This window comes from Streptomyces sp. NPDC008150 (assembly GCF_042956945.1).
Lineage (GTDB): Bacteria > Actinomycetota > Actinomycetes > Streptomycetales > Streptomycetaceae > Streptomyces.
Genome location: NZ_JBIBHJ010000003.1, coordinates 264323 through 289547, shown reverse-complemented (window position 1 = coordinate 289547; position 25225 = coordinate 264323). Strand labels below are relative to the sequence as shown.

The window sequence follows — 25225 nt, the reverse complement described above, 5'->3', positions numbered from 1 at the left end:
GGGACCTGTGAGAGAGCGTGCCCTGTGGCTGACGTACCTGCCGATCTTGCCGCAGTGTGGCCACGAGTACTGGAACAGCTGCTGGGTGAGGGCCGCGGGCAGGGCGTCGAGGCGAAGGACGAGCACTGGATCCGACGCTGCCAGCCACTGGCCCTGGTCGCGGACACCGCGTTGCTCGCCGTGCCGAACGAATTCGCCAAGGGGGTCCTGGAGGGCCGCCTCGCCCCTGTCGTCAGCGACACCCTGAGCCGCGAGTGCGGGCGCCCGATCCGTATCGCGATCACGGTGGACGACTCAGCGGGCGAACCCCCCGCCACGCCTTCACCCGGCCCGTCGCGCTACGAGGACCAGGAGCCCGCCTCCGGCCAGTCCCGCTACGAGAGTTACGGACGCCACCGCGCCGACCAGCAGTCCCGCCCCGCCGACGACCAGCAGGGCAACGGCCGCGGCGACCACCTGCCGAACGCGCGCCCCGCGTACCCCTCCGAGTACCAGCGGCCGGAGCCCGGCTCCTGGCCGCGTCCCACGCAGGACGGCTACGGCGGCTGGCAGCAGCAGCGCCTCGGGTTCCCGGAGCGCGACCCTTACGCGTCGCCGTCGCAGGACTCGTACGGCTCCCCGTCCCAGGACGGCTACGGTCCGGGCGGCTCCCAGGACGGGTACGGCCAGCCCCCGCAGGACGGCTACGGCTCCAACTCCAAGGACGCGTACGGCTCCGGGCCGCAGGACGGCTACGGTCCCGGCTCGCAGGACGGTTACGGCGGCCCGGGACAGGACTACCGCTCCCAGGGCCCCGACCGGACGGGGTACGAGCGGCAGCGTTCCGAGTACGAACGGCCGCGCTCCGACTACGACCAGCGGGACGGGCGCCGGGACCGGCCGGACTCGCAGGCCGGGTCGGGGCACGTCCACCGCGGCGGCCCGGTCGGCTCCAACCTGCCCACCGGCGGCGCCCCCGGTCCCCTCGCCGCGCAGCCCGCGCCGGCCACGGGTCCCGGCGAGCCCACCGCCCGGCTGAACCCCAAGTACCTGTTCGACACGTTCGTCATCGGCGCGTCGAACCGCTTCGCGCACGCCGCCGCGGTCGCGGTCGCCGAGGCACCCGCCAAGGCCTACAACCCCCTCTTCATCTATGGGGAGTCGGGACTCGGCAAGACCCACCTGCTGCACGCGATCGGGCACTACGCGCGAAGCCTGTACCCGGGTACGCGCGTGCGCTACGTGAGCTCGGAGGAGTTCACCAACGAGTTCATCAACTCGATCCGCGACGGCAAGGGCGACAGCTTCCGCAAGCGGTACCGCGAGATGGACATCCTGCTCGTCGACGACATCCAGTTCCTGGCGGACAAGGAGTCGACGCAGGAGGAGTTCTTCCACACCTTCAACACGCTCCACAACGCCAACAAGCAGATCGTGCTGTCCAGCGACCGGCCGCCCAAGCAGCTGGTGACCCTGGAGGACAGGCTGCGCAACCGGTTCGAGTGGGGTCTGATCACCGATGTCCAGCCCCCCGAGCTGGAGACGCGCATCGCGATCCTCCGCAAGAAGGCGGTGCAGGAGCAGCTCAACGCCCCGCCGGAGGTACTGGAGTTCATCGCCTCCCGCATCTCGCGCAACATCCGCGAGCTGGAGGGCGCGCTGATCCGGGTGACGGCGTTCGCCTCGTTGAACCGGCAGCCGGTGGACCTGGGCCTGACGGAGATCGTCCTCAAGGACCTCATCCCCGGCGGCGAGGACGCGGCCCCCGAGATCACCGCTCCCGCGATCATGGCGGCGACCGCGGACTACTTCGGGCTGACGGTCGAGGACCTGTGCGGAACCTCGCGCGGCCGCGCCCTGGTGACGGCGCGCCAGATCGCCATGTACCTGTGCCGCGAGCTGACGGACCTCTCCCTGCCGAAGATCGGCGCGCAGTTCGGCGGACGGGACCACACCACCGTCATGCACGCCGACCGGAAGATCCGGGCGCTGATGGCGGAGCGGCGGTCCATCTACAACCAGGTCACGGAGCTGACGAACCGCATCAAGAACGGCTGACACGGCAGGCGGCGAGCCGCCGACGGAGCACAGAGAAGCGGAAGGGCGTCCCGGGCCACCGGGGCGCCCTTCCGCGTGTCACCGACGCCGGCCCTCGGCGGGCTCGACGAGCCCCGCAGCGCCCTCCGCCCCGCCCACGGCTCCTCCCGGCGTCCCTCGGCGGATCCTCGGCGCCCTCGTCCGCGGACGCGAGGCCTCATGAGTACCGCCCCGAAGCCGACCCGAAGCCGACCCGGAGCAGGTCCGAGGGAGTCCCGAAGGAGGCCCGAAGGAGCCGCGAAGCCCGCTTCCGGCCCTCCCGGCGACGCCCGCGCGCACCTCGCCCACGAACACCCCTACGCCTCGTTGTTCGAATAGCTGCCGGGTTACGGGCGTCCTCCACAGATTGGGCGACTTTCTCCCGTCCACATACTGGGGACTGCGAAGTTGTCCAGAACGTGTCCACAGGTCGAGCTGTTGAGAGACCATCAGACCAGTTCAGGTGCCTGTGGATTGGTGGACAACGACTCTCCACAGGGTGTGGACGAAATCTCTGTCCACAGGCTGTGCATGAAGTTTTCCACCGACGCCCCACAGGCTGCGGCCGGTTGTCCCCAGCGATCAAGAGCTTCTCCACACGCCTGTCCACTGTTCGGCAACCCGACGCGCCTCCTCACCGGGTCGAGTGAAAGGCGTCACACCGAGGGGCTGGATTGCCTTGTGGGAAACGGGGGTAAAGCTGGGGACGGTCCTGGGGAGAAGTGGCCCTCTCCTGTGCACGGGGTGTGCAGAACTTTCTGTTCTCCACAGAGAGACCCGGTTGTCCACTGGTTCCGCCCACAGGCGCGGTGGACAAAATTTGCCGTCTGACCTGCGAAAACGGGGTTATCCACGGTTTCCACAGCCCCTACTACTACCGACAACTAGTTAGAGCGAGGAAACCGTTTCGAAGTGGGTCCTGTGCACAACTCGCGCTCGGCAGCCCGACCGCGGCTCGTCACGACTTGACCCCGACGGGCACCTACTGTCAGTGCGGTGCGTCAGACTGTTCCCGGTGTCCCTTCCCCTCACCGGGGCCGACGACACCGAGTCAGACGACGAAGGCCAGGCAGCGAGAACGCCGGCAACAGCAGGAGGCGGCTTACGGTGAAGATCCGGGTGGAACGCGACGTACTCGCGGAGGCAGTGGCCTGGGCGGCCCGCAGCCTCCCGGCCCGTCCGCCGGCGCCTGTCCTCGCAGGACTGCTGCTGAAGGCCGAGGAGGGGCAGCTCAGCCTGTCCAGCTTCGACTACGAGGTGTCCGCCCGGGTCTCGGTGGACGCGGAGATCGACGAGGACGGGACGGTGCTCGTCTCCGGCCGCCTCCTCGCCGACATCTGCCGCGCGCTGCCGAACCGGCCGGTGGAGATTTCCACAGACGGTGTACGGGCGACCGTGGTCTGCGGGTCCTCCCGCTTCACCCTCCACACCCTGCCTGTGGAGGAGTACCCGGCCCTGCCGCAGATGCCGAACGCGACGGGCACCGTGCCCGGCGAGGTCTTCTCCTCCGCCGTGCAGCAGGTCGCCATCGCCGCCGGCCGCGACGACACGCTCCCGGTGCTCACCGGTGTGCGCATCGAGATCGAGGGCGACACGGTCACGCTGGCGTCCACCGACCGCTACCGCTTCGCGGTCCGCGAGTTCCTGTGGAAGCCGGAGGTGCCGGACATCTCCGCGGTGGCCCTGGTGCCCGCCAAGACGCTGCTCGACACCGCCAAGGCGCTGACCAGCGGCGACAGCGTGAGCATCGCGCTGTCGGGCTCCGGTGCCGGTGAGGGGCTGATCGGCTTCGAGGGAGCCGGGCGCCGTACGACGACGCGGCTGCTGGAGGGCGACCTCCCGAAGTACCGCACGCTCTTCCCGACGGAGTTCAACTCGATCGCCGTGATCGAGACCGCCCCGTTCGTCGAGGCCGTCAAGCGCGTGGCCCTGGTCGCCGAGCGCAACACCCCCGTGCGGCTCAGCTTCGAGCAGGGTGTGCTCATCCTGGAGGCGGGCTCCAGCGACGACGCACAGGCTGTGGAGAGGGTCGACTCCCAGCTGGAGGGCGACGACATCTCGATCGCCTTCAACCCGACCTTCCTGCTGGACGGTCTGAGCGCCATCGACTCCCCGGTCGCGCAGCTCTCCTTCACGACGTCCACCAAGCCCGCGCTGCTCAGCGGCCGGCCCGCCGTGGACGCCGAGGCGGACGACGCCTACAAGTACCTGATCATGCCGGTGCGCCTCAGCGGCTGACCGTCGGACGGTCCGTGCCCGGCCCCTCGCGGCCGGGCACCCAGCCCGCCTCCCGGGCGGCGTTCGCGCCCGCTCCAGGGCCCCCACGAGCCCCTGGGAGGCGGCGCGGGACGCGAGGGGAGACGGGGTCGGCGGACCCGGCGCCGGAGCGGCCGCCCGGCAGGGGTCGTCCACAGGCGCTCCCCGCCGGAGGCCCCGCAGGCACCCGGCACCGGCGCCGGACCCGAAGCCGCAGGTCGCGGCCCACGCCTGAGCGCGCATGCCCACAGGTGTGCGCGGACGTCCGGGTTTAGGGTCGGACCGGGTACGCAAGTGCCCCCACGCCACGTCGCACACCTAAGGAACACTGATGGAGCTCGGTCTCGTCGGCCTCGGCAAGATGGGCGGGAACATGCGCGAGCGGATCCGCCGCGCAGGCCACACCGTCATCGGATACGACCGCAACCCGGACCTCGCCGACGTCCACAGCCTGGAAGAGCTCGTGGGCAGGCTCCAGGGCCCGCGCGTGATCTGGGTGATGGTCCCCGCCGGTGCGCCGACCCAGTCCACCGTCGACGAGCTCGGCGCGCTGCTCCAGCCCGGCGACGTCGTCGTCGACGGCGGCAACTCCCGCTGGACGGACGACGAGAAGCACGCCGAGGAACTGGCTGCCAAGGGCATCGGCTTCGTCGACTGCGGCGTCTCCGGCGGTGTCTGGGGCCTGGAGAACGGCTACGCGCTGATGTACGGCGGTGACGCCGAGAACGTCGCGAAGGTGCAGCCCGTCTTCGACGCGCTCAAGCCGGAGGGCGACTTCGGCTCGGTGCACGCCGGCAAGGTCGGCGCCGGCCACTTCGCGAAGATGGTCCACAACGGCATCGAGTACGCCATGATGCAGGCCTACGCCGAGGGCTGGGAGCTGCTGGAGAAGGTCGACTCGGTCACCGACGTGCGCGAGGTCTTCCGCTCCTGGCAGGAGGGCACGGTCATCCGTTCCTGGCTGCTCGACCTCGCGGTCAACGCCCTCGACGGCGACGAGCACCTGGAGAAGCTCAAGGGCTTCGCGCAGGACTCCGGCGAGGGCCGCTGGACCGTCGAGGCCGCCATCGACAACGCGGTGCCGCTGCCGGCGATCACCGCCTCGCTGTTCGCGCGGTTCGCGTCCCGCCAGGACGACTCGCCGCAGATGAAGATGATCGCGGCGCTGCGCAACCAGTTCGGCGGCCACGCGGTCGAGGCCAAGTAGCCTCTGCGGCCGCGCTGTTCGGCCGGACGGTCGCCCGGCCGTTCCGGCCGGGAGGCGGCCGTGCGGGAGCACGCAGGACAAGAGCAAGAACCGGTGCCGCTCCGGCGGGCACCCTTCCGCCCGCCGGAGCGCCCCGGTCGTCCACAGGCCGGGGACGGCCGGTGGACAGGACCGGTGGACACGAACCACCATGTTGGGGGAGGTCGGCACACGACCATGCACGTCACGCATCTGTCGCTGGCCGACTTCCGTTCGTACACCCGTGCGGAAGTTCCGCTCGACTCCGGGGTCACCGCGTTCGTGGGCCCCAACGGGCAGGGCAAGACCAACCTCGTCGAGGCCGTCGGCTACCTGGCCACCCTCGGCAGCCACCGCGTCTCCTCCGACGCGCCCCTCGTCCGCATGGGCGCCGAGCGCGCGGTGATCCGGGCCCAGGTCCGGCAGGGCGAGCGGCAGCAGCTCGTCGAGCTCGAACTCAACCCGGGGAAGGCCAACCGGGCCCGCATCAACCGTTCCTCGCAGGTCAGGCCGCGGGACGTGCTCGGCATCGTGCGGACCGTCCTGTTCGCGCCGGAGGACCTCGCCCTGGTCAAGGGCGACCCCGGTGAGCGTCGGCGCTTCCTGGACGAGCTCGTCACCGCGCGCTCGCCGCGCATGGCGGGCGTCCGCTCCGACTACGACCGTGTCCTCAAGCAGCGCAACACCCTGCTCAAGTCGGCCGCGCTGGCACGGCGGCACGGCGGCCGGTCCGTCGACCTGTCCACCCTCGACGTGTGGGACCAGCACCTCGCGCGCGTGGGTGCCGAACTGCTCGCGCAGCGCCTCGACCTGATCGCGACCCTCCAGCCCCTCGCCGACAAGGCGTACGACCAACTGGCGCCCGGCGGCGGCTCGGTGGCCCTGGAGTACCGCCCGTCCGCGCCCGGTGAGGCGCACGCGCGCGAGGAGCTCTACGCGCAGCTCATGGACGCGCTGACGGAGGCGCGCAAGCAGGAGATCGAGCGTGGCGTCACCCTCGTCGGACCGCACCGCGACGACCTGCTGCTGAAGCTGGGCGAGCTTCCCGCCAAGGGGTACGCGTCGCACGGCGAGTCCTGGTCGTTCGCGCTGGCGCTGCGGCTGGCCTCGTACGACCTGCTGCGCGCCGAGGGCAACGAGCCCGTCCTCGTCCTGGACGACGTCTTCGCCGAACTCGACGCCCGGCGCCGTGAGCGGCTGGCCGAGCTGGTGGCACCCGGGGAGCAGGTCCTGGTGACCGCGGCCGTCGACGACGACGTCCCGCACGTACTGGCCGGGACCCGGTTCACGGTGGCGGACGGGACGGTGGAGCGGGTATGAGCGACAGCGACGGCGGCACCGACGGCGAGCAGCAGCTTCCCCGCAAGGAGCCCGAACCGTCCGGCGTGGACCTGGCACGCGTCGCCCTCAGGGCGGCCCGTGAGCAGGCACGCGCGCGTGGTGACGCCGCGCAGCAGAAGAAGCAGGCCCGCCGGGGCGGGGGGCTGCGCTCCGGCGCACGTGCCGACGGGCGTGACCCCATGGCGCTGGGCGCCGCCATAAACCGGCTGATCACCGAGCGCGGCTGGGAGACGCCGGCCGCGGTGGGCGGCGTGATGGGCCGCTGGCCGCAGATCGTCGGCCCCGACCTCGCCAACCACTGCGAGCCGGAGCGGTACGACGAGGAGGAGCGGGTGCTGACCGTGCGCTGCGACTCCACGGCCTGGGCGGCCAACCTGCGGCTGCTCGCGCCCACCCTGGTCGCCCGCCTGAACGAGGACCTGGGCCACGGCACGGTGCGCACCATCAAGGTGCTGGGTCCGGCGGGCCCGGTCCGCCGCTACGGCCCGCTGCGGGCTCCCGGCAGCAAGGGACCCGGCGACACCTACGGGTGACGGTGGTCACCCGCGGGCCGCCGCCGCGGTCCGGGGTTCGCGGGAGCGACGGCCCGCGCACCGCCTGCGGGCCGTGCTCGTCCCGTGCTCGGAACCGTCGTACCCCTTCCCGTGACCGTCACTCGCTGTGACGTCCTCCGCCTCCCGCCGGACAGCCGTCCGCCGCGTCGGCCACGCCCGGCTGACCCCCGGGGCGCCCGCCACGAGCCCGCACGCCCGCGCGCGCCGGCCCGCACGAGCCGGTATCCGCCCTTGTCAGCCGCTGTTCCCCCCTCTTTCGCGACCCTTGCCAGGCTGCCCCGCGACCGTCGTCGCGGGCGGCCGGGGCCGGTCGTCCGGGGCCTGCGGCACGGACGCGTCGTCACCGAACGCGGTTGCGAATTCGGTGATGACTAGCCGGTAGCCAAGGGTTGACACCCAGAAGCGCTGAGTGCCGTTGTGAGCCTCCTGGAGCCCTGCTCCGTATATGGGGACCCGGAAGAGACCGGTTCAGGGCGGCACATGCGGACTCAGGTACCGGCAAACCCCCATCACTGTCAGCGCTACCGGTAGACTGGAAGCAATCCCGCCCCGACCGTGGGGACCGTCCGGGACAAGCTGAGCAACGCTGATCAAGGCTTACCAACGCAACATGCCGCAGCCGCTCCGGCAACCCGCCGACGAGCCCGGCTCGTGCTGTGCCAGAAAGGGCGCTTCGTGGCCGATTCCGGCAACCCCAACGAGAACATCCCGTCCACCGACACCGGCGTGAACGACGACGGGGCGGCCTCCTCGAACACCGAGGCCGCCCCCTCGTACGACGCCGGTGCCATCACCGTCCTCGAGGGTCTGGACGCGGTTCGCAAGCGACCCGGTATGTACATCGGCTCGACCGGTGAGCGGGGCCTGCACCACCTGGTGCAGGAGGTCGTGGACAACTCCGTCGACGAGGCTCTGGCCGGGCACGCCGACACGATCGACGTGACGATCCTGTCCGACGGCGGCGTCCGCGTCATCGACAACGGCCGCGGCATCCCGGTGGGCATCGTCCCCTCGGAGGGCAAGCCGGCCGTCGAGGTCGTGCTGACGGTCCTGCACGCGGGCGGCAAGTTCGGCGGCGGCGGTTACGCGGTCTCCGGCGGTCTGCACGGCGTGGGCGTCTCCGTGGTGAACGCCCTGTCCACCCGGGTCGCCGTCGAGGTCAGGACCGACGGCCACCGCTGGACGCAGGACTACAAGCTGGGCGTGCCCACCGCGGCCCTCGCCCAGCACGAGGCCACCGACGAGACCGGCACCTCGGTAACGTTCTGGGCGGACCCCGACATCTTCGAGACCACCGAGTACTCGTTCGAGACCCTCGCGCGCCGCTTCCAGGAGATGGCGTTCCTCAACAAGGGTCTGACGATCAAGCTCACCGACGAGCGCGAGTCGGCGAAGGCCACGACGGGCGCGGACGAGGCGGGCGGTGACGCGACCCCCGAGGTCAAGACCGTCACCTACCACTACGAGGGCGGCATCGTCGACTTCGTGAAGTACCTCAACTCCCGCAAGGGCGAGGTCGTCCACCCCTCGGTGATCGACGTCGAGGCCGAGGACAAGTCGCGGCTGCTGTCCGTCGAGGTCGCGATGCAGTGGAACAGCGGTTACAGCGAGGGCGTGTACTCCTTCGCCAACACCATCCACACGCACGAGGGCGGCACGCACGAAGAGGGCTTCCGCTCGGCGCTCACGAACCTGATCAACAAGTACGCGCGCGAGAAGAAGCTGCTCCGCGAGAAGGACGACAACCTCACGGGCGACGACATCCGCGAGGGTCTGACGGCGATCATCTCGATCAAGCTGGGCGAGCCGCAGTTCGAGGGCCAGACGAAGACGAAGCTGGGCAACACGGAGGCGAAGACCTTCGTGCAGAAGGTCGTCTACGAGCGCCTGAACGACTGGCTGGACCGGAACCCCAACGAGGCCACGGACATCATCCGCAAGGGCATCCAGGCGGCCACCGCGCGCGTGGCGGCCCGCAAGGCCCGCGACCTCACCCGTCGCAAGGGCCTGCTGGAGTCGGCGTCGCTGCCGGGCAAGCTGTCCGACTGCCAGTCGAACGACCCCACCAAGTGCGAGATCTTCATCGTCGAGGGCGACTCCGCCGGCGGCTCGGCCAAGTCCGGCCGCAACCCGGAGTACCAGGCGATCCTGCCGATCCGCGGCAAGATCCTCAACGTCGAGAAGTCCCGGCTGGACAAGATCCTCCAGAACCAGGAGATCCAGGCGCTCATCTCCGCCTTCGGCACCGGCGTGCACGAGGACTTCGAGATCGAGAAGCTGCGCTATCACAAGATCATCCTGATGGCGGACGCCGACGTCGACGGCCAGCACATCAACACCCTGCTGCTGACCTTCCTGTTCCGCTTCATGCGCCCGCTCGTCGAGGCCGGACACGTGTTCCTGTCGCGCCCCCCGCTGTTCAAGATCAAGTGGGGCCGGGACGACTTCGAGTACGCCTACTCGGACCGCGAGCGCGACGCGCTGATCGAACAGGGCCGCCAGGCCGGCAAGCGCATCCGGGACGACTCGATCCAGCGCTTCAAGGGTCTCGGCGAGATGAACGCCGAGGAGCTGCGCGTGACGACCATGGACGTCGACCACCGCGTCCTCGGCCAGGTCACCCTGGACGACGCCGCGCAGGCCGACGACCTGTTCTCGGTCCTCATGGGCGAGGACGTCGAGGCACGCCGCCAGTTCATCCAGCGCAACGCCAAGGACGTCCGCTTCCTCGACATCTGAGTCGGTCACCGCTGACCGCGTCAGAAAGGATCTTCACCAGCAATGGCCGACGAGAACACTCCAGTCACGCCTGACGGGGACGGCGCCACCGCGATGCGGATCGAGCCCGTCGGGCTCGAGACGGAGATGCAGCGCTCCTACCTCGACTACGCGATGTCCGTCATCGTGTCGCGCGCGCTGCCCGACGTCCGGGACGGCCTCAAGCCCGTCCACCGCCGCGTCCTGTACGCCATGTACGACGGTGGCTACCGGCCCGAGCGCGGCTTCTACAAGTGCGCCCGCGTCGTCGGCGACGTCATGGGCAACTACCACCCGCACGGCGACTCCTCGATCTACGACGCGCTGGTCCGCCTCGCGCAGCCGTGGTCCATGCGCATGCCGCTCGTGGACTCCAACGGCAACTTCGGTTCCCCGGGCAATGACCCGGCCGCCGCCATGCGGTACACCGAGTGCAAGATGGCGCCGCTGTCCATGGAGATGGTCCGCGACATCGACGAGGAGACCGTCGACTTCACGGACAACTACGACGGCCGCTCGCAGGAGCCGACCGTCCTGCCGTCCCGCTTCCCGAACCTGCTGATCAACGGCTCGGCGGGCATCGCGGTCGGCATGGCCACCAACATCCCGCCGCACAACCTGCGCGAGGTCGCGGCCGGCGCGCAGTGGGCCCTGGAGAACCCGGAGGCCTCGCACGAGGAGCTTCTGGACGCGCTCATCGAGCGCATCAAGGGCCCCGACTTCCCGACCGGCGCCCTCGTCGTCGGCCGCAAGGGCATCGAGGAGGCGTACCGCACGGGACGCGGCTCGATCACCATGCGCGCGGTCGTCGCCGTCGAGGAGATCCAGAACCGCCAGTGCCTGGTGGTCACCGAGCTGCCCTACCAGGTCAACCCGGACAACCTCGCGCAGAAGATCGCCGACCTGGTGAAGGACGGCAAGGTCGGCGGCATCGCGGACGTCCGCGACGAGACGTCGTCCCGCACCGGCCAGCGCCTGGTCATCGTCCTCAAGCGGGACGCGGTCGCCAAGGTCGTCCTGAACAACCTGTACAAGCACACCGACCTCCAGACGAACTTCGGCGCCAACATGCTGGCGCTCGTCGACGGCGTGCCGCGCACGCTCTCCCTCGACGCGTTCATCCGGCACTGGGTCACCCACCAGATCGAGGTCATCGTCCGCCGCACGCGCTTCCGGCTGCGCAAGGCGGAGGAGCGCGCGCACATCCTGCGCGGCCTGCTGAAGGCCCTGGACGCCATCGACGAGGTCATCGCGCTGATCCGGCGCAGCGACACCGTCGACATCGCGCGCACGGGCCTGATGGAGCTCCTGGAGATCGACGAGATCCAGGCCAACGCGATCCTGGAGATGCAGCTCCGCCGCCTGGCCGCCCTGGAGCGTCAGAAGATCATCCAGGAGCACGACGAGCTCCAGGCGAAGATCACGCTGTACAACGAGATCCTGGCCTCGCCGGTCCGCCAGCGCGGCATCGTCAGCGAGGAACTGGCCGCGATCGTCGAGAAGTTCGGCGACGACCGCAAGACCAAGCTGGTGCCCTACGACGGTGACATGTCCATCGAGGACCTGATCGCCGAGGAGGACATCGTCGTCACCATCACGCGTGGCGGCTACATCAAGCGGACCAAGGCCGAGGACTACCGCTCGCAGAAGCGCGGCGGCAAGGGCGTCCGGGGCGCGAAGCTCAAGGAAGACGACATCGTCGACCACTTCTTCGTGTCGACGACGCACCACTGGCTGCTGTTCTTCACGAACAAGGGCCGCGTCTACCGCGCGAAGGCGTACGAGCTTCCCGACGCCGGCCGTGACGCGCGCGGCCAGCACGTGGCGAACCTGCTGGCCTTCCAGCCGGACGAGTCGATCGCGGAGATCCTCGCGATCCGGGACTACGACGCCGTTCCGTACCTGGTGCTCGCCACCAAGGCCGGCCTGGTGAAGAAGACCCCTCTGAAGGACTACGACTCCCCGCGTTCGGGTGGTGTCATCGCGATCAACCTGCGCGAGCAGGAGGACGGTTCCGACGACGAACTGATCGGTGCCGAACTCGTCTCGGCCGACGACGATCTGCTGCTGATCAGCAAGAAGGCCCAGTCGATCAGGTTCACCGCCACGGACGAATCGCTGCGGCCCATGGGCCGTGCGACCTCGGGCGTCAAGGGCATGAGCTTCCGCGAGGGCGACCAACTGCTCTCGATGAATGTTGTTCGAGCCGGTACGTTCGTGTTCACTGCCACAGACGGCGGGTACGCGAAGCGGACTCCCGTCGACGAGTACCGCGTCCAGGGGCGCGGCGGCCTCGGCATCAAGGCCGCCAAGATCGTGGAGGACCGTGGTTCGCTCGTCGGTGCGCTGGTGGTCGAGGAGACGGACGAGATCCTCGCCATCACGCTCTCCGGCGGTGTGATTCGCACGCGAGTCAACGAGGTCAGGGAGACGGGCCGTGACACCATGGGCGTCCAACTGATCAACCTGGGCAAGCGCGACGCCGTGGTCGGCATCGCGCGTAACGCCGAGGCGGGACGCGAGGCGGAGGAAGTCGACGGCATCGAGGCCGTGGACGAGCCCGCCGAGGGTGCCGTGACCACCGGCACGGACGAGGACGAGGGGTCCTCGCCCGAGTAGCACGAGGAGAGTCATCGTGAGCGGAGCCACGGGCGCCGGATCGACCGGAACGGAAACGGACGGCGGCGGCCGTGGCTCCGCCGCGCAGGTGACCGACTCGAACGCCCACGACACTCATGGATCCCAGGGGGGAACTGTGACGGACACCCGAGGTCCGCAGACCCAGCAGTACGCGGCTGGAGCGGGCCCGGCCGCTCCGGGCACGCCGGCCCAGCCGGCCGCGGGCGGTGCGGCGTCGCCGCTCCCCGGCGACCGGCAGCCGCAACAGCCCGCGGGCCCGTACCACCCGCCGCAGGCCTACCAGGCGCAGGCACCCGCGGGCGCCGTGCGCCGGCCCCGCACGGGTGCCCGCACGACACCGCGCACCCGCAAGGCACGCCTGCGGGTGGCCAAGGCCGACCCGTGGTCGGTGATGAAGGTCAGCTTCCTGCTGTCCATCGCCCTGGGCGTCTGCACGATCGTCGCGGCCGCCGTGCTGTGGATGGTCATGGACGCGATGGGGGTCTTCTCCACGGTCGGCGGCACGATCTCCGAGGCCACCGGCTCGAACGACTCCAACGGCTTCGACCTCCAGGCGTTCCTGTCGCTGCCGAACGTCCTGATGTTCACGACGATCATCGCGGTCATCGACGTCGTCCTCGCGACGGCCCTCGCGACGCTCGGAGCGTTCATCTACAACCTGTCCGCGGGCTTCGTGGGCGGCGTCGAGCTGACCCTCGCCGAGGACGAGTAGAGCCCCGGTCAGAGCGGTTTCCGCGGTGCCGCGGGGGTGCCCCGACTATCGATTTTGGGACTGCCCAGGTCGTGCGCTAATCTTCAGGGGTCAGCGCGCGGGACACACTCCGCAAAGCGCGGCGGGGCTATAGCTCAGTTGGTTAGAGCGCATCCCTGATAAGGATGAGGCCACAGGTTCAAATCCTGTTAGCCCCACCAGCACGAAGGCCCCCAACCGGTACCGGTTGGGGGCCTTTGACATCTACGGGTGACATCAGCCGATCAGTGGATCTTCCAGCAGGCCGGCCAGCAGGTCCGCAGCCTCCCTCTGATCGTCGCCCACGACGTGCGTGTACACGTCCATCGTCATGCGGATCTGCGAGTGCCGGAGGATCGCCTGAGCGACCTTCGGATGGACCTTGAGGAAGGCCAGCAGCGTCCCGCAGGTGTGCCGAGCCAGCCGCACGGTGATCCGGGGCACGCCGGCCCGCGTCACCCTGGCATCGAAGGACCGCGAGAAGCCCCGCGGCTCGATGGGCCCGCCGTTCCGCTCAGTGAAGATCAGGTCCGCCCCCGGAGCCTGCGACCACTCGGCGCCGGCCTGTGCCCTCTCGATGCCCTGGAGGTGACGCCGCTCCGCCAAGGCCCGCACGCAGAACTCCGGGAGCGGCAGCGTGGCTTGGGACGAGTCGGTCTTGAGTTCCTTGAGCACGAGTCCCCTCCCCTTCTCCCGCTGCACCTGCTTGACCGGCGTGAACTGGCGAGCGTCGAAGTCCACGTCTGACCACCGCAGTCCGAGCACCTCGCTTCGCCGAAGCCCCAGAACGAGCACCAGGACGAAGGCGGCATACAAGCGGTGCGCCCGGACCGAGCGGAGGAAGGCGACCGCCTCACGGGCGTTCCAGGGGCTGTGAGGCTCCTTGGAGACCTTCGGCATGTCGACGAGCAGCGCGACGTTCCGCGTGATCAGTTCCTCGCGCAGAGCGCGGTTCAGGGCGTTCCGCAGGGTACGCAGAACCTCGAACCGCACCGACGCGGACACCTTGGCGCGGGTGAGCTGTTGCATCATCAGCCGCACCTGAGCAGGCGTGAGCTTGGCCAGGGGCTTCTTCCCGAGTGCCGGCACGAGGTAGAGCCGCACCTTCGACTCGTACTTGGACCAGGTGTTGTACTCGGTGTTCGGCTTCACGATGTGCGTCAGCCAGTAGGCCAGCCACTCGCCCACCGACCAGGACCGCGAGGGCACCGGGACCCCGTTGCGCTCTTGGTCTTGCAGCTTGCCCAGCTTCTCCGACGTCTCGTCCCAGGTCTGCCCGTAGACGTACTTGCGGACGCGGTTGCCGTCCGTGTCGGTGACGTAGGCAGCGCCCTGATACCGGCCGTCGCTCCGCTTCGTGATGGTGCCTCCGCCGTTGGGCCGACGCTTCGCCATCAGGCAGCCTCCCCGATCTGACCGACGATGAAGTCGTGAATGGCACTGTCGGGGATGCGCCGGCAGCCGTCGACCTTGATGGACGTCAACCGGTGGGTGCGGATCAGGTCGTAGACCTTGGTCCGACCGACCTTGAGCCGCGCCATGACTTCCGGCACGGTCAGCAGCTCAGCGGGTGCGGTGGTCATGCTGCGGCTCCTTCCAGTTCGAGCAGGGCGGGAAGTTCCTCGCGGGCGGTTTCGCGGTTGAGTTGGATCTCTCGGCGGGTGTTGGCGGCGAGCCAGGATTCACCGGGGGTGTGGCCGTGGCCGGCGTAGGCCCAGTGGGCGAGGGTGAGCGTCGACGCTTCGGGGTCGTCTGGGTCGGGCAGGCCGAGGGCGGCCCGGTGCTCGCCGGCGCGGTAGTCGGCCCGGACTTGGCGCAGGGCGCCCAACGTGGTCGAGTAGCGGCGGGACTTGGTGGAGAAGTGGCCGCGGAAGCCGAGCATGTGGGCCCAGTCGCGCAGCTTGCGGTCCGGGTACAGCGCGTGCAGGTCAAGGCATGCGGCGATGAGCCGGGCGGGATGCTCGGGGACGTCGAGCAGGGCCAGGGCTTCCTTGTTGCCGATCCGGCGATCAACCGTGCCCGTCGTCTCGGCCGCCTTGGTGGCGTACTTGGCGACGTAGGAGGCGACCGCCTGTTCCGTGATGTCCTCCCCGTCGCCGAACGCGCGGATCGGGCGGACGTCGAGCTGTGTCCCCCACGTGAGGGTGCGGGTCGGCTGGTCACCGGCCGGGGGGACGTCGACCGCAACGCGGGCGGCAGCGGCCCTAATTGCGGTGTCGAGGAGTTCGAGCGTCGCCCACGTCGGGGGCGGGGAGTCGGGGCCGTCCGGTCCGTCGAAGCGGATCACGGCGTGGAAGTGCACGGCGCCGCGCTTCTGGTACTCGGCGACCTTGCCGAAGGAGACCCGCGACTCTTCCTTGGCCGCCTTCTGCGTGAGGCCGGCGTGCCGGGCGATCTCGCGGCGCAGGTAGATCGAGAAGTAGCGCCACAGGTCGGAGGCGTGGTTGTTCCACAGCACCGCCCCGGCGTAGTCGTACGTCTCCGGGGCCAGCGGCGTGCCCAGGGCCGGCGCGTCCTCGGGGTGGCGGGCGCCGCACCGGCAGGGGCCGGAGCCGCCAGGCCGGTTGTGGACAGGGCCGAAGGAGGGTGCGGTGAGGGTGGCGAAGACGCGGGGGTGGTTCCGCACGGTGGGCGGGGTGCCCTTGGCGGGGTCGCCGACGAGTCCGGCGCGGATGAGGTGGTAGGTGTCGCCGGCGTAGGTCCAGGCGCAGGAGGGGCAGCGGGAGGCACGGCGGTTGCCGCACGCGATGCGGAGCCGGCCACCGGGTTCGTTGTCGGTCGAGTACCGGTGTAGGACGTGCCCGGTGGTCCGGTCGCGGGTGACGGTGCCGCCGGTGAGGTGGATCGGGTCGGAGCAGCCGCCGGTTCGGCGGATCTGGTCCTGGATGCGGTCGAAGCCGGGAGACCCGGTCAGCCTCAGCACGTCGGCGAGGGTGGCCGGGTCCAGGCCCGCCATGGTGGCGGTGTCGGTCACGCGGCGGCCTCCAAGGCGTTGGAAACCAGGGCGCGGAGGGCGGCGGAGGCGAGCAGCGGCGGAACGGCGTTGCCGATCTGCTCGAACTGCCGGGTCTTGGTGCCCTGGAAGGGGTAGCCGACGGGGAAGGTCTGGAGGGCGGCGGCTTCCGGAACAGTGATGCGGACGGATTCCGGACCGGCGGAGCCCTCCTTTTCCCAGGACACGTCGTTGCTGGCCTTGGCGAACAGCAGGGTTGCGGCAGGTTCATCGGCGCGCCGGACGGTGGCGTTTCGGCGGTTGCTGTGCCTCAGGACCCACTGACTGCCTGCCTTTGCCGTGAACGTGGGCGCGGGCGCACCATGCGGGTCGGCGGTCTGCCGATTGCCGTCGGGCCGTTGATCGCGGTTGGTGTGCAGCACCCACGAGCCGCGCCGTTGAGCGTCCATCAGGGCTTTCCGGGCCGAGCTGGGGAAGGGCTCCGGTCCCCCGCTCTTGCCGCCGCCGGCGGTGACCGTGGGGACGGGGCGGTCGGTGGCGCCCCAGCCCAGGGCGTCGGCCATGGTGACCCACGGCGCCAAGGTGGGGCCGAACAGGGTGTCAGGGCCGGGGTCCTTGGCGTGAGTGGGCTCGGGCGGTGCGGCGGTACGGGTGCGGGATGCCAGCAGGAGGGCCCGGCGGCGGGTCTGCGGGACGCCGTAGTCGGCCGCGTTGAGCACGCCCGTCCACACCGAGTAGCCGATGCCGCGCAGGATGCCCGCGACGTGGGCGAACAGGGGTGCCACGGCTGGGACTTCCTCCAGGGCGATCCAGCCGGGGCGTAGGTCGAGGGCGTAGCGCAGCGGTTCAACCACGAGCAGAGAGCGCGGGTCGGCGCAGGCGGCGCGAAGTGCGGGGCGGGTGTCGCTCCCGCGGGCGATGTCGTCAAGGCCCTGGTGGCACAGGTCCATGTCGTCGTTTCCGGCGCGCAGTCCGGCGGCGCTGAAGGTCTGGCAGGGCGGAGAGGCGATCAGCCCGGAGACCTTTCCGTCGAGCGGTGCGGTGGGGTAGGCGGCGACATCGGCGCGGATCGTGGTGTGCCCGGCGGCAGTACGGGTGGCGCAGGCCGCCGGGTCGATTTCAATCCCGACGTCCCGCAGCCCGAGCGATCGCAGTCCCTCGGACCAGCCGCCGGGTCCGGCGAAGAGGTCCAGGACGAGGGCGGGGGCGCTCATTCCGAGTCCCCCTTCTCGGGGGTGTGGGCGTCGATCCACTCTTCGGCGCACACCTTGTGGGCGGGCTTGCCCCGGTCGGAGCGCAGCGGGGTCGGCTTGGCGCACAGGACGCACGGCTTGTCGCCGGTCGGGTCGTAGTGCTTGGCGGAGCGCCAGTCGAGGAGGCTCACGAGTGCCTCCCGTGGCCGCGCGGCGGCAGGGGCTTGCCGTGGCGTTCCCACGGGCGGCCGTTGCGGTCGGGGCAGGTGCTGCCGTGGTCGGTGTACTCCTGGACGAGGTTCTGCACGGCGTGTCGGCCGCAGGCTTCACCGGCGGCGCCGCATCCGCAGGCGTAGGACGCGGTGGGCTGGCCGGCCAGGGTGGTCGGGACAACGCCGGACAGCTCCAGCTCGCTGGGGCGCTGGGCGTACCGGGGGTCCCGTTCGGCGGCGGACGGGGCAACGATGTGCAGTCCGGGGCTCTGGCGGGTGGGGCGCTTCACCGCATCCACCTCCCGACCGGGGCGAGACGGTCGGCGGGGCGGGTGGTACCGGTGCCCTTGCAGGCGGGGCAGACGACGGGGAGCACGGCGCGGGAGCCGTCGCGGTCGCGGCCACCAGTGGTGACCATGGCCGAAGCGTGGCCGTCGCAGTCGCGGCAGACGCGCATGGCGGAGTAGTGCTCGGGCATGATGGCCTTTCCCTTTCGGGTCCGTTGGATCAGGAGGGGCGGGCCCCCGCAGCGGCGGAAGTTTGGCGACCTAGGCCACTGCGGGGGTTTTTCAGTGCCGGTTCTCGTGGTTGAGCAGGGAACGCAGGACGACCGCGCACACGGCGACCGAGGCCCCCGTGATGGCGACCGCGAGGAGCATGGAGACCAGGACCGCGCCGACGACCAGGACCACGGCGGTCCCGCCGCCGACGAGGGCGAGGGTGCTGCCGGGGGTGAGCTGGACGACGGGCCGGTTCGAGACCGGGGCGGGGGCGGCCGGGGCCGGCGCGGTCGGCACGGACACCGGGGGCGCGACGGGGGCCGCGGCGGGGATGCCGGAGGCGGTGTCGGGGGCGGGGTACTTCGGGGTGAACACGGGTGGATCTCCCTTCGGTCAGGCGCAGCGGTGGGTGTTGGCGGCGAGTTCGGCGGCGGAGCGGTCGTCGTAGTCGGCGGAGAAGCCGCAGCCGGGGGCGGAGCAGGCGGCGACGTGGCGGGTACGGCCCCTCCCGTCCTGGTAGGTGGCGACCGTGACCGGGCCGATACGGCGCTTGTCGCGGAAGCGGCGGAAGGCGGGCATGGCAACTCCGTTCAGGTCAGGTTGAGTTGGTTGGTGATCGCGTCGGTCATCGGTGCGGGAAGGCCCAGCCGTCCCGCGAGCGCGGCAGCGGTGATCGGTTCTCCGTGCGCGGCCCGGTGGCTGTCGGCGATCTTTCGGGCGTGATCGAGCAGGGCCGCGGGGACAGCCGGAGCCGGCGTGGCCGGAGCCGGGGGTGCCGCAGGCAGTTCCGGGGTCGTCTCCCGCATCGGAGCAGGCTCCGGGGCGGGTTGGTCGGCCCGGTCCAGGGCGACGTCTGGCACCTCTGCGGGGACTTCCGGCGGGTTGTTCGCGGCCGGAGCGGTGGGGGCGGGTGCGTGGACGAGGAGGGTGCCGCCGAGGAAGGCGAGGGCGGGCCAGCCGGCGACGAGGATGCACAGCCAGGCGGGCACGTGCCGCATGTCGAGCAGACCGGCCGTGGCGACGTTCGCCCCGAGGGAGGCGCACAGCGCGATGGCGAACCAGGTCCAGGTGGCCCGGTCCCGTCCGGCCCGGAGCCGGCGCCATGCGGCGACAAGGAGCAGGTCCACGGAGACCGGGTAGGCCCACGCCTTCCATCCGGACTGTCCGGCAGCCGCCGCCAGGTCGTGCAGGTGCGCGAAGGAGAGCGCCCCGGCGATCACCGCTTGTACGAGGACCGCGTCCAGCCGGACCTTGCCGTTCATGAGGTCACCTCACCCTCACCGAGGCAGTTCAGGCAGAACCCGGACTGCTGACCGGCCGGGCGACGCTTGCGGCCGACCAGGACCGTGCGGGGAACGTCCCCGGAGCCCTTGCAGACCGGGCACGGCACGGTGGGCGGCGGGGTGGGGGTGGTGCTCTTGGCGCTCTTGCGTGCAGCCATGGCGAACACCTCCTACTCGGCGACCGGCCGGGGCTTGACCAGCGACGGACCGGACACCGGGGCGCCGGCGGGCACGTGCGGGCGGAACGACTCCAACGCGGGCAGGTCCGGCACCAGGTGCGCGTACCGGAGGCAGGCGGCGACCACTTCGGCGCGCGAGACGTGCGGGGTGCGGATACGGGACCAGCCGCCGGAGGTGTCTGCCGCGACAGCGGTTCCGGGGCGGTCCGCACGGATCAGCCCGGCAGCCGCCACCGCGTCCGGAGCCACGTCGCCCAAACCCATCTCGGCGGTCTGCTTGTCGTTGACCCGGTGCACCACACGCCCGGTGAGCTGGGCACGGAGCATGGTGGCGCCCCTGCCGAGTTCCGAGCCGAAACGCTGACCGCAGATCTCCAGATAGATCCCGACCGCGCGTGCCATCTGCGCGAGCCGGATCAACGCCGTCACCAGGCGTTCGCGCCGTTCCTCATCCTTCTTCGAGGAGATCAGGAACAGTTCCGCGATCTCGTCAACCAGCACCACCAACGGCACCGGACGCTCACCGGCGGGCAGTTCCCACATGTCGGAGACACCGTGCCTGGCCAACAGGTCGAACCGGTCCTCCATCTCACCGACGAGGACGTCGACCAGGGCGGAAGCCTGATCCGGTGTGGTGGCCAGAGCCGACAGCCGCGGGCGGTAGGCGGACTGTTCCACCCCGCGCTTGCAGTCGATGCCGACCAGCGCCACGGGCAGGGAGGCCAAGCCCTTGACCAGGTTGCGCAGGTACATGGACTTCCCCGAGTGCGTGGCACCGAGGGTCAGTGCCATGGGCACCTTGCGGTAGTCCCGCTCGAAGGCCGTGCCGTCGTCCCGCACCGCCACCGGCACCACCAGACCCGACGAACGGGCCGAGCGGGGCAGGCGGACCCGGGACAGGACGTCGTACCCGGTCATCCGCAGCTCGACATACCCGGGCTTGGTCTCCGCCACGGTGACCGCGTGGACACCCCAGGCGTGCCGAAGCCGCTCGGTCGAAGCGGTGATGTCGGCGGGTTCGAGGCCGGCGGGGAGCCGGAGGGTGACCCGCAGCCCGGTCGACGTACCGCGAACCCGGCGGACCTTCGGCGCCACCTGACGCACCTCGCGACGGGCCACGTTCCTGGTGACGAACGCGCGGAACCCGGACGGCTGCACCGTCAGCCCGCACACGTCCATCGTCGACTGGTACGACCACGTGAACCGACCCCAGGTCACCGGGAGCCCGACCAGCGACCAGTACACGCGAGGAGCGTGCACCTTCGCATAGCCGAGACCGCCGGCAGCCGAAGCGGCCCCCGCAGCCTCCACGTACACGGCCAGGTCCGTCATCCTCAGACCCCAGCCGTGATGGCAGCCGCACGGAACGCGATGCCGTGACCGGGCTTGCCGTTGAACGTGTTCTCCCAGTCCCGGGCCTTCAGGCCGACCACGGTCACCGGGACACCCACGGTCAGTCCGTCCGGCAGGCCCGTCTCCGGGACCGTCACCTTGTAGAGGTTCGCCTCCCCGTCGTCCGCGATCAGCAGCCCCACCGTGGACAGGCCGGCGCCCGTCTCGAAGTCCACCGCGCGCTCACCGGTCTTCTGGTCCTTCAGCTTCGGAACCGGGGCGGTCGCCACGAACACCGTGGCCGACGAAAGGTCGATCTTGAAGGACGGCATGCGTCACTCCTCGTTCACGGAAGTCGCCTGTACGACCTCTCTAGACATCTCCATTTGAGCGCACCTCTCTAGAGACGTCAAGGGAGATGTATAGAGATGTTGGTCGAGCCTGATCCGGGCTACACGCAGAGAGCGCCTATGGAACCCATGCCATAGGCTGTCTAGAGAAGAGAGGAGGGCTCCAAAATGGCCACCACCGACGACGACCGTCGGCCGAAGTACCAGCGGATCGCGGACTCCCTGCGTGAGGCGATCCAGTCTGGCGAATACGGTCCCGGTGATCGGCTACCAGGAGAGAACGACCTGATCTCCGAACACGGGGTTGCCCGTATGACAGCCCGCCAGGCTCTCGGCGTGCTTCAGTCCGAAGGGTTGGCCGAGTCCCGTAAGGGCGCCGGCGTCTTCGTGCGAGCCTTCCGCCCGCTTCGACGCCAGGGGATCAAGCGCTTGGCACAGGACCAGTGGGGTACCGGGCGCTCCATCTGGGCCGCCGACACCGAAGGCCGTGACCTCGTTGTCGACCAGGTCAGCGTTTCCGAGGAGCAGGCGCCAGCCGAGTTCGCGGAAGCACTCGGCTTGGCGGAGGGCGAGACCGCATGCGTCCGCCGGCGGAGGTTCGTGCTGGACGGGAAACCCGTGCTGTTCGCGACGAGCTACCTCCCCACGTCCGTGGCGGCAGGGACACCGATCACTGACGAGAACCCGGGTCCCGGCGGCATCTACGCCCGGCTTGCCGAAGTCGGCTGGAAGCCCATTCACTTCCGCGAGGAGATCCGCTCCCGCATGCCGTCGAAGGACGAGGCGGAGCATCTGAGCATCGCGGCCGGCACCCCGGTCATCCTCATCGTCCGGACCGCCTTCGCCGAGGACGGCCGCCCCGTCGAGATCAACGACATGGCCCTTGACGCTGCCTCGTACATCCTGGAGTACGCGTTCGACGCGTGATCAACCTGTCCAGGTCCGCGGACGTCGCGCCACGGCGTAGATGTGGGCGACCTGGTCGGGCGAGAGCGTGGGAGTCAGACCGGACAACACTTGGTCGAGCCGCGCGACTTCCAAGACGAGGACAGGCGGATTCGCACCCTTGACCGTGACCTTCGCCGCGTGCACGACAGAGATCACAGGACGGACGGAAATCTCGGTCCCGCAGTGACGCGACAGGGCACGCGAGATGCGGCGAGCTTCGGACTGGCTGATCGCGATGTGCCGGGTCGGGGAACGGTTCACTGTCAGGGCATGGTCGCCGTACCAGACCGTCTTGCCCGGGTGCCGTTTGGAGTTGATCGCGAAGACCCCGGCAGGACCGATGGCGAGATGATCGATGTCAGCGCCGCCGGCCCCCGGGATCGCGTGGAGGACGAACCATCCATGACGCCGGAGTGTGCTCAAACGGCGCCCGGTGAGGCGTTCACCGGTAAGACCGGCCGCCCAGCTGTAGATGGCCGACCCCGGACGCCAGCGGTCAATCAGCCTCAGCACCGGGTTCGGCTGCAACTCCAGGATCTTCCGACGCACCGCGTCGCCCGGCCTGTTCCGTGCCAAGTCGTCCGGTAACGGCTGCACCCTGCCCCCTCGCGCGTGACCTTCCTTCACCCCACCACGCGGCATGAGTAGCGCCAAGGCCCCTACCGGCCAGGAGCTGTTACAGGTTTCTCTACCTCATCAAGCCCCGGCTGCGCTCCGCTCCGCCGGGCGCGCTTCCCGGCTCTGGCTGCGCCCGCGCTCCTGCCTTCGGCCCGCTCGGCGCTGCCGCCGCCGACGCGCGCCCACACGTGGGTAGGGCCGAGGTCCATGGGGTGATCACCGTGCAGAGCAGCCACGCTACGAACAAGCCTCCGGCGGGGGCGCTCAGGCTCCGAGATGGCAGGGGGCCCGGTCGCGAGTGCCGGCCGTGAGTGGCTGGTGCGGAGGCTCCCATCCCGCCTGCCGTCGACCCAGGCAGAGCCGAGCAGACGCGGCCCAGGGCGTCAAGGTCGTTCGTACAGTGGCGCGCTCCACCTTGACGCCCTGATCCACGCCCGCTCCACGGTGTGTGGGTCGACGGCAGACGGGATGGGAGCTGGGGCGGGTGGTGAGTGGCAGGGGGTTGAGACGTGCTGACCTTGTGGTGTAGGCGAGTTTGATGAGTACACTGTTGATACGGCAAGCCGTGTACGCCGAGCCGCCGCGCCCTTGCGCCCACACCGCAAGTGACAGACGGTCAAGGCCCTTGGGGCCCACGTTCATTCATCGAGCTTGGCAACAGCCACGGACCGATGAGGGTGTGGGACTCGTCGAGGTCGGAGAAGGCTGTGACCAAGAGGGGCAAGAACTCTCTTAAGCAGAAGGCCCGTCAGCTTGCCCAGCATGAGGGCATCCACTACAGCACCGCACTTGCTCGTCTGAGCGGTACCCAGGACTGTCAGCCCCACCAGACCGAGTGCGGGAATCCTCTCCCCGATGCAACCTCGTTCCGGAAGCTGGCGGCTGAAGCGCGGCCGTTCCGGATGCTCGCGGACCAGCCGGCGCCGTTTGAGTCGCTGCTGAAGAAGCTGGCGGATCAGCAGCGGCCGTACGAGTCGGTACTGAAGAAGCTGGCGGATCAGCAGCGGCCGTACGAGTCGGTACTGAAGAAGCTGGCGGACCAGCAGCGGCCGTACGAGTCGGTACTGAAGAAGCTGGCGGACCAGCAGCGGCCGTTCGAGACGGCGCTGAAGAAGCTCGCGGACCAGCAGCGGCCGTTCGAGACGGCGCTGAAGAAGCTCGCGGACCAGCAGCGGCCGTTCGAGACGGCGCTGAAGAAGCTGGCGGACCAGCAGCGGCCGTTCGAGACGGCGCTGAAGAAGCTGGCGGACCAGCAGCGGCCGTTCGAGACGGCGCTGAAGAAGCTCGCCGACCAGCAGCGGCCGTTCGAGACGGCGCTGAAGAAGCTCGCCGACCAGCAGCGGCCGTTCGAGTCGGTACTGAAGAAGCTCGCCGACCAGCAGGCGCCGTACGAGTCGGTACTGAAGAAGCTGGCGGACCAGCAGCGGCCGTACGAGACGGCGCTGAAGAAGCTCGCCGACCAGCAGGCGCCGTACGAGATGGCGCTGAAGCGGCTCGGTCGGTGAAGGCGCTTCGCCTACGTGGGTAGCTCGTGTGTTGAGCCGCCTTTGTCAAGAGCGGCCCCGTTCGTTGACACCAGCGCCTGACACCAACAAGGGCGGACACTGGCGGGCACCGTCGAATACAGACGTACAGATGGTCCAAGTCCACGGCGGACTTGCCGATGCCCACAGGTACCCGTGATCGACCTGATAAGGATGAGGCCACAGGTTCAAATCCTGTTAGCCCCACAGCGGAAAGACCCCCGGCCCACAGGGCCGGGGGTCTTTTGCTGTCCCGTCGTGGCGGTGGCCCGCTCCGCTGGGATTCCCTTGGTCGAGGCCGTGATGGGGGCCTGGGCCGCGGGGGTGGGCGGGCTGGTCGTGTGGGGCTTCAGCAACGTGTTCGGGCCGGACGGAGAGCCGCTGAACTGGTGGCCGGCGTCGGAGGCGTGACCGGCTTCGCGAGCGGCGGCCGGGAGAGCCCGGTACTGGGCTCTCCGGGCGTCCCGGGGGGCGGAGAGGGCCCGCGCAACGCGCAACCCGGCGTAGACGTCAGGGACTTGGCCCACGCCGCACGGGACAGGTTCCGGGCAACGCGAAGAGCCCCGGCTGTCCAGG

25 protein-coding genes and 1 tRNA gene are annotated in these 25225 nt (G+C 70.0%); 12 read left to right on the top strand and 14 right to left on the bottom strand.

All coding sequences use genetic code 11. From position 1 onward, the window contains the following. Positions 1-24: 24 nt before the first annotated feature. The 9 genes from dnaA (at position 25) to ACFZA0_RS10575 (ending at position 13740) form a co-directional block, all read left to right on the top strand. Complete coding sequence (dnaA, locus tag ACFZA0_RS10615; protein ID WP_391014042.1) at positions 25-2037, top strand: chromosomal replication initiator protein DnaA; 2013 nt, start codon at positions 25-27, stop codon at positions 2035-2037. A gap of 1125 nt (positions 2038-3162) precedes the next feature. After that, entirely contained in the window at positions 3163-4293 is a 1131-nt protein-coding gene (gene dnaN, locus ACFZA0_RS10610; protein WP_391014040.1) for a DNA polymerase III subunit beta, read from the top strand. Between the two features lie 349 nt (positions 4294-4642). Continuing rightward, the gene (gnd, locus tag ACFZA0_RS10605; protein WP_391014038.1) at positions 4643-5518 is read left to right on the top strand and encodes a phosphogluconate dehydrogenase (NAD(+)-dependent, decarboxylating); all 876 of its coding nucleotides are present in this window, start codon (positions 4643-4645) and stop codon (positions 5516-5518) included. A 216-nt stretch (positions 5519-5734) separates the two neighbouring features. Continuing rightward, positions 5735-6856: a DNA replication/repair protein RecF gene (gene recF, locus ACFZA0_RS10600; protein ID WP_391014036.1), complete on the top strand. Its 1122-nt coding sequence runs from the start codon at positions 5735-5737 to the stop codon at positions 6854-6856. Continuing rightward, on the top strand, positions 6853-7410 hold the full coding sequence (locus tag ACFZA0_RS10595; RefSeq protein ID WP_391014034.1) for a DciA family protein: 558 nt from the start codon (positions 6853-6855) through the stop codon (positions 7408-7410). Before recF ends, ACFZA0_RS10595 begins: the two co-directional genes overlap by 4 nt. Before the next feature lie 672 nt (positions 7411-8082). Then, on the top strand, positions 8083-10170 hold the full coding sequence (gene gyrB / locus ACFZA0_RS10590) for a DNA topoisomerase (ATP-hydrolyzing) subunit B (RefSeq protein ID WP_391014033.1): 2088 nt from the start codon (positions 8083-8085) through the stop codon (positions 10168-10170). A 42-nt stretch (positions 10171-10212) separates the two neighbouring features. After that, the gene (gene gyrA / locus ACFZA0_RS10585; protein WP_391014032.1) at positions 10213-12807 is read left to right on the top strand and encodes a DNA gyrase subunit A; all 2595 of its coding nucleotides are present in this window, start codon (positions 10213-10215) and stop codon (positions 12805-12807) included. A gap of 16 nt (positions 12808-12823) precedes the next feature. Then, a complete protein-coding gene (locus ACFZA0_RS10580; protein ID WP_391014030.1) occupies positions 12824-13540 on the top strand; it encodes a DUF3566 domain-containing protein in 717 nt (238 codons plus the stop codon). A gap of 123 nt (positions 13541-13663) precedes the next feature. Further along, a tRNA-Ile gene (locus ACFZA0_RS10575) sits at positions 13664-13740 on the top strand. 55 nt (positions 13741-13795) lie between these two features. On the opposite strand, the gene ACFZA0_RS10570 is transcribed toward ACFZA0_RS10575, so the two are convergent. The 13 genes from ACFZA0_RS10570 to ACFZA0_RS10510 form a co-directional block, all read right to left on the bottom strand. Then, positions 13796-14953 (bottom strand): tyrosine-type recombinase/integrase, encoded by a 1158-nt coding sequence (locus ACFZA0_RS10570; protein ID WP_391014028.1) that lies wholly within the window; start codon positions 14951-14953, stop codon positions 13796-13798. After that, entirely contained in the window at positions 14953-15141 is a 189-nt protein-coding gene (locus tag ACFZA0_RS10565; protein WP_391014027.1) for a helix-turn-helix domain-containing protein, read from the bottom strand. Before ACFZA0_RS10565 ends, ACFZA0_RS10570 begins: the two co-directional genes overlap by 1 nt. Then, the gene (gene repSA, locus ACFZA0_RS10560) at positions 15138-16532 is read right to left on the bottom strand and encodes a replication initiator protein RepSA (RefSeq protein WP_391014025.1); all 1395 of its coding nucleotides are present in this window, start codon (positions 16530-16532) and stop codon (positions 15138-15140) included. The genes ACFZA0_RS10565 and repSA overlap by 4 nt, the downstream gene beginning before the upstream one ends. Beyond that, positions 16529-17725: a DNA cytosine methyltransferase gene (locus ACFZA0_RS10555; RefSeq protein ID WP_391014023.1), complete on the bottom strand. Its 1197-nt coding sequence runs from the start codon at positions 17723-17725 to the stop codon at positions 16529-16531. The genes repSA and ACFZA0_RS10555 overlap by 4 nt, the downstream gene beginning before the upstream one ends. Further along, the gene (locus tag ACFZA0_RS10550; protein WP_391014022.1) at positions 17722-17895 is read right to left on the bottom strand and encodes a hypothetical protein; all 174 of its coding nucleotides are present in this window, start codon (positions 17893-17895) and stop codon (positions 17722-17724) included. Before ACFZA0_RS10550 ends, ACFZA0_RS10555 begins: the two co-directional genes overlap by 4 nt. Further along, on the bottom strand, positions 17892-18206 hold the full coding sequence (locus ACFZA0_RS10545) for a hypothetical protein (RefSeq protein WP_391014020.1): 315 nt from the start codon (positions 18204-18206) through the stop codon (positions 17892-17894). Before ACFZA0_RS10545 ends, ACFZA0_RS10550 begins: the two co-directional genes overlap by 4 nt. Next, positions 18203-18394 (bottom strand): hypothetical protein, encoded by a 192-nt coding sequence (locus ACFZA0_RS10540; RefSeq protein ID WP_391014019.1) that lies wholly within the window; start codon positions 18392-18394, stop codon positions 18203-18205. Before ACFZA0_RS10540 ends, ACFZA0_RS10545 begins: the two co-directional genes overlap by 4 nt. A 91-nt stretch (positions 18395-18485) precedes the next feature. Next, on the bottom strand, positions 18486-18791 hold the full coding sequence (locus tag ACFZA0_RS10535; protein ID WP_391014018.1) for a SpdD protein: 306 nt from the start codon (positions 18789-18791) through the stop codon (positions 18486-18488). 18 nt (positions 18792-18809) lie between these two features. Continuing rightward, entirely contained in the window at positions 18810-18995 is a 186-nt protein-coding gene (locus ACFZA0_RS10530) for a mobile element transfer protein (protein ID WP_391014016.1), read from the bottom strand. Between the two features lie 11 nt (positions 18996-19006). Continuing rightward, positions 19007-19678, bottom strand: a complete 672-nt coding sequence (locus ACFZA0_RS10525) for a DUF2637 domain-containing protein (RefSeq protein WP_391014014.1) — start codon at positions 19676-19678, stop codon at positions 19007-19009. Beyond that, the gene (locus ACFZA0_RS10520; protein WP_391014012.1) at positions 19675-19857 is read right to left on the bottom strand and encodes a hypothetical protein; all 183 of its coding nucleotides are present in this window, start codon (positions 19855-19857) and stop codon (positions 19675-19677) included. Before ACFZA0_RS10520 ends, ACFZA0_RS10525 begins: the two co-directional genes overlap by 4 nt. Positions 19858-19869: 12 nt before the next feature. Beyond that, entirely contained in the window at positions 19870-21210 is a 1341-nt protein-coding gene (locus ACFZA0_RS10515; RefSeq protein WP_391014010.1) for an FtsK/SpoIIIE domain-containing protein, read from the bottom strand. A gap of 2 nt (positions 21211-21212) precedes the next feature. Beyond that, positions 21213-21542 carry a hypothetical protein gene (locus ACFZA0_RS10510; RefSeq protein WP_391014008.1) on the bottom strand — a complete coding sequence of 110 codons (330 nt, stop codon included), beginning with the start codon at positions 21540-21542 and terminating at the stop codon, positions 21213-21215. Between the two features lie 186 nt (positions 21543-21728). Here ACFZA0_RS10510 and ACFZA0_RS10505 point away from each other — a divergent pair, with 186 nt between their 5' ends. Beyond that, positions 21729-22487, top strand: coding sequence for a UTRA domain-containing protein (locus ACFZA0_RS10505; protein WP_391014006.1), 759 nt, complete (start codon positions 21729-21731; stop codon positions 22485-22487). On the opposite strand, the gene ACFZA0_RS10500 is transcribed toward ACFZA0_RS10505, so the two are convergent. After that, entirely contained in the window at positions 22488-23105 is a 618-nt protein-coding gene (locus tag ACFZA0_RS10500; protein WP_391014004.1) for an NERD domain-containing protein, read from the bottom strand. 923 nt (positions 23106-24028) lie between these two features. On the opposite strand from ACFZA0_RS10500, the gene ACFZA0_RS10495 reads away from it, so the two are divergent. Together ACFZA0_RS10495 and ACFZA0_RS10490 are read left to right on the top strand one after the other, a co-directional pair. Then, positions 24029-24631 carry a hypothetical protein gene (locus ACFZA0_RS10495; protein ID WP_391014002.1) on the top strand — a complete coding sequence of 201 codons (603 nt, stop codon included), beginning with the start codon at positions 24029-24031 and terminating at the stop codon, positions 24629-24631. A 282-nt stretch (positions 24632-24913) separates the two neighbouring features. Beyond that, positions 24914-25060, top strand: a complete 147-nt coding sequence (locus tag ACFZA0_RS10490) for a hypothetical protein (protein WP_391014000.1) — start codon at positions 24914-24916, stop codon at positions 25058-25060. The last annotated feature ends 165 nt before the right edge of the window (positions 25061-25225 follow it).

Excerpts from the sequence above, each read along its gene's own strand:
- ACFZA0_RS10510 (WP_391014008.1), bottom strand. The coding sequence starts at position 21,542 with ATGCCGTCCTTCAAGATCGACCTTTCGTCGGCCACGGTGTTCGTGGCG.
- gyrA (WP_391014032.1), top strand. The coding sequence starts at position 10,213 with ATGGCCGACGAGAACACTCCAGTCACGCCTGACGGGGACGGCGCCACC.
- ACFZA0_RS10595 (WP_391014034.1), top strand. The coding sequence starts at position 6,853 with ATGAGCGACAGCGACGGCGGCACCGACGGCGAGCAGCAGCTTCCCCGC.
- ACFZA0_RS10540 (WP_391014019.1), bottom strand. The coding sequence starts at position 18,394 with ATGCCCGAGCACTACTCCGCCATGCGCGTCTGCCGCGACTGCGACGGC.
- ACFZA0_RS10570 (WP_391014028.1), bottom strand. The coding sequence starts at position 14,953 with ATGGCGAAGCGTCGGCCCAACGGCGGAGGCACCATCACGAAGCGGAGC.
- ACFZA0_RS10505 (WP_391014006.1), top strand. The coding sequence starts at position 21,729 with ATGGCCACCACCGACGACGACCGTCGGCCGAAGTACCAGCGGATCGCG.
- ACFZA0_RS10525 (WP_391014014.1), bottom strand. The coding sequence starts at position 19,678 with ATGAACGGCAAGGTCCGGCTGGACGCGGTCCTCGTACAAGCGGTGATC.
- gnd (WP_391014038.1), top strand. The coding sequence starts at position 4,643 with ATGGAGCTCGGTCTCGTCGGCCTCGGCAAGATGGGCGGGAACATGCGC.
- ACFZA0_RS10515 (WP_391014010.1), bottom strand. The coding sequence starts at position 21,210 with ATGACGGACCTGGCCGTGTACGTGGAGGCTGCGGGGGCCGCTTCGGCT.
- ACFZA0_RS10555 (WP_391014023.1), bottom strand. The coding sequence starts at position 17,725 with ATGAGCGCCCCCGCCCTCGTCCTGGACCTCTTCGCCGGACCCGGCGGC.
- ACFZA0_RS10565 (WP_391014027.1), bottom strand. The coding sequence starts at position 15,141 with ATGACCACCGCACCCGCTGAGCTGCTGACCGTGCCGGAAGTCATGGCG.
- ACFZA0_RS10530 (WP_391014016.1), bottom strand. The coding sequence starts at position 18,995 with ATGCCCGCCTTCCGCCGCTTCCGCGACAAGCGCCGTATCGGCCCGGTC.
- ACFZA0_RS10520 (WP_391014012.1), bottom strand. The coding sequence starts at position 19,857 with ATGGCTGCACGCAAGAGCGCCAAGAGCACCACCCCCACCCCGCCGCCC.
- recF (WP_391014036.1), top strand. The coding sequence starts at position 5,735 with ATGCACGTCACGCATCTGTCGCTGGCCGACTTCCGTTCGTACACCCGT.
- ACFZA0_RS10495 (WP_391014002.1), top strand. The coding sequence starts at position 24,029 with ATGCTCGCGGACCAGCCGGCGCCGTTTGAGTCGCTGCTGAAGAAGCTG.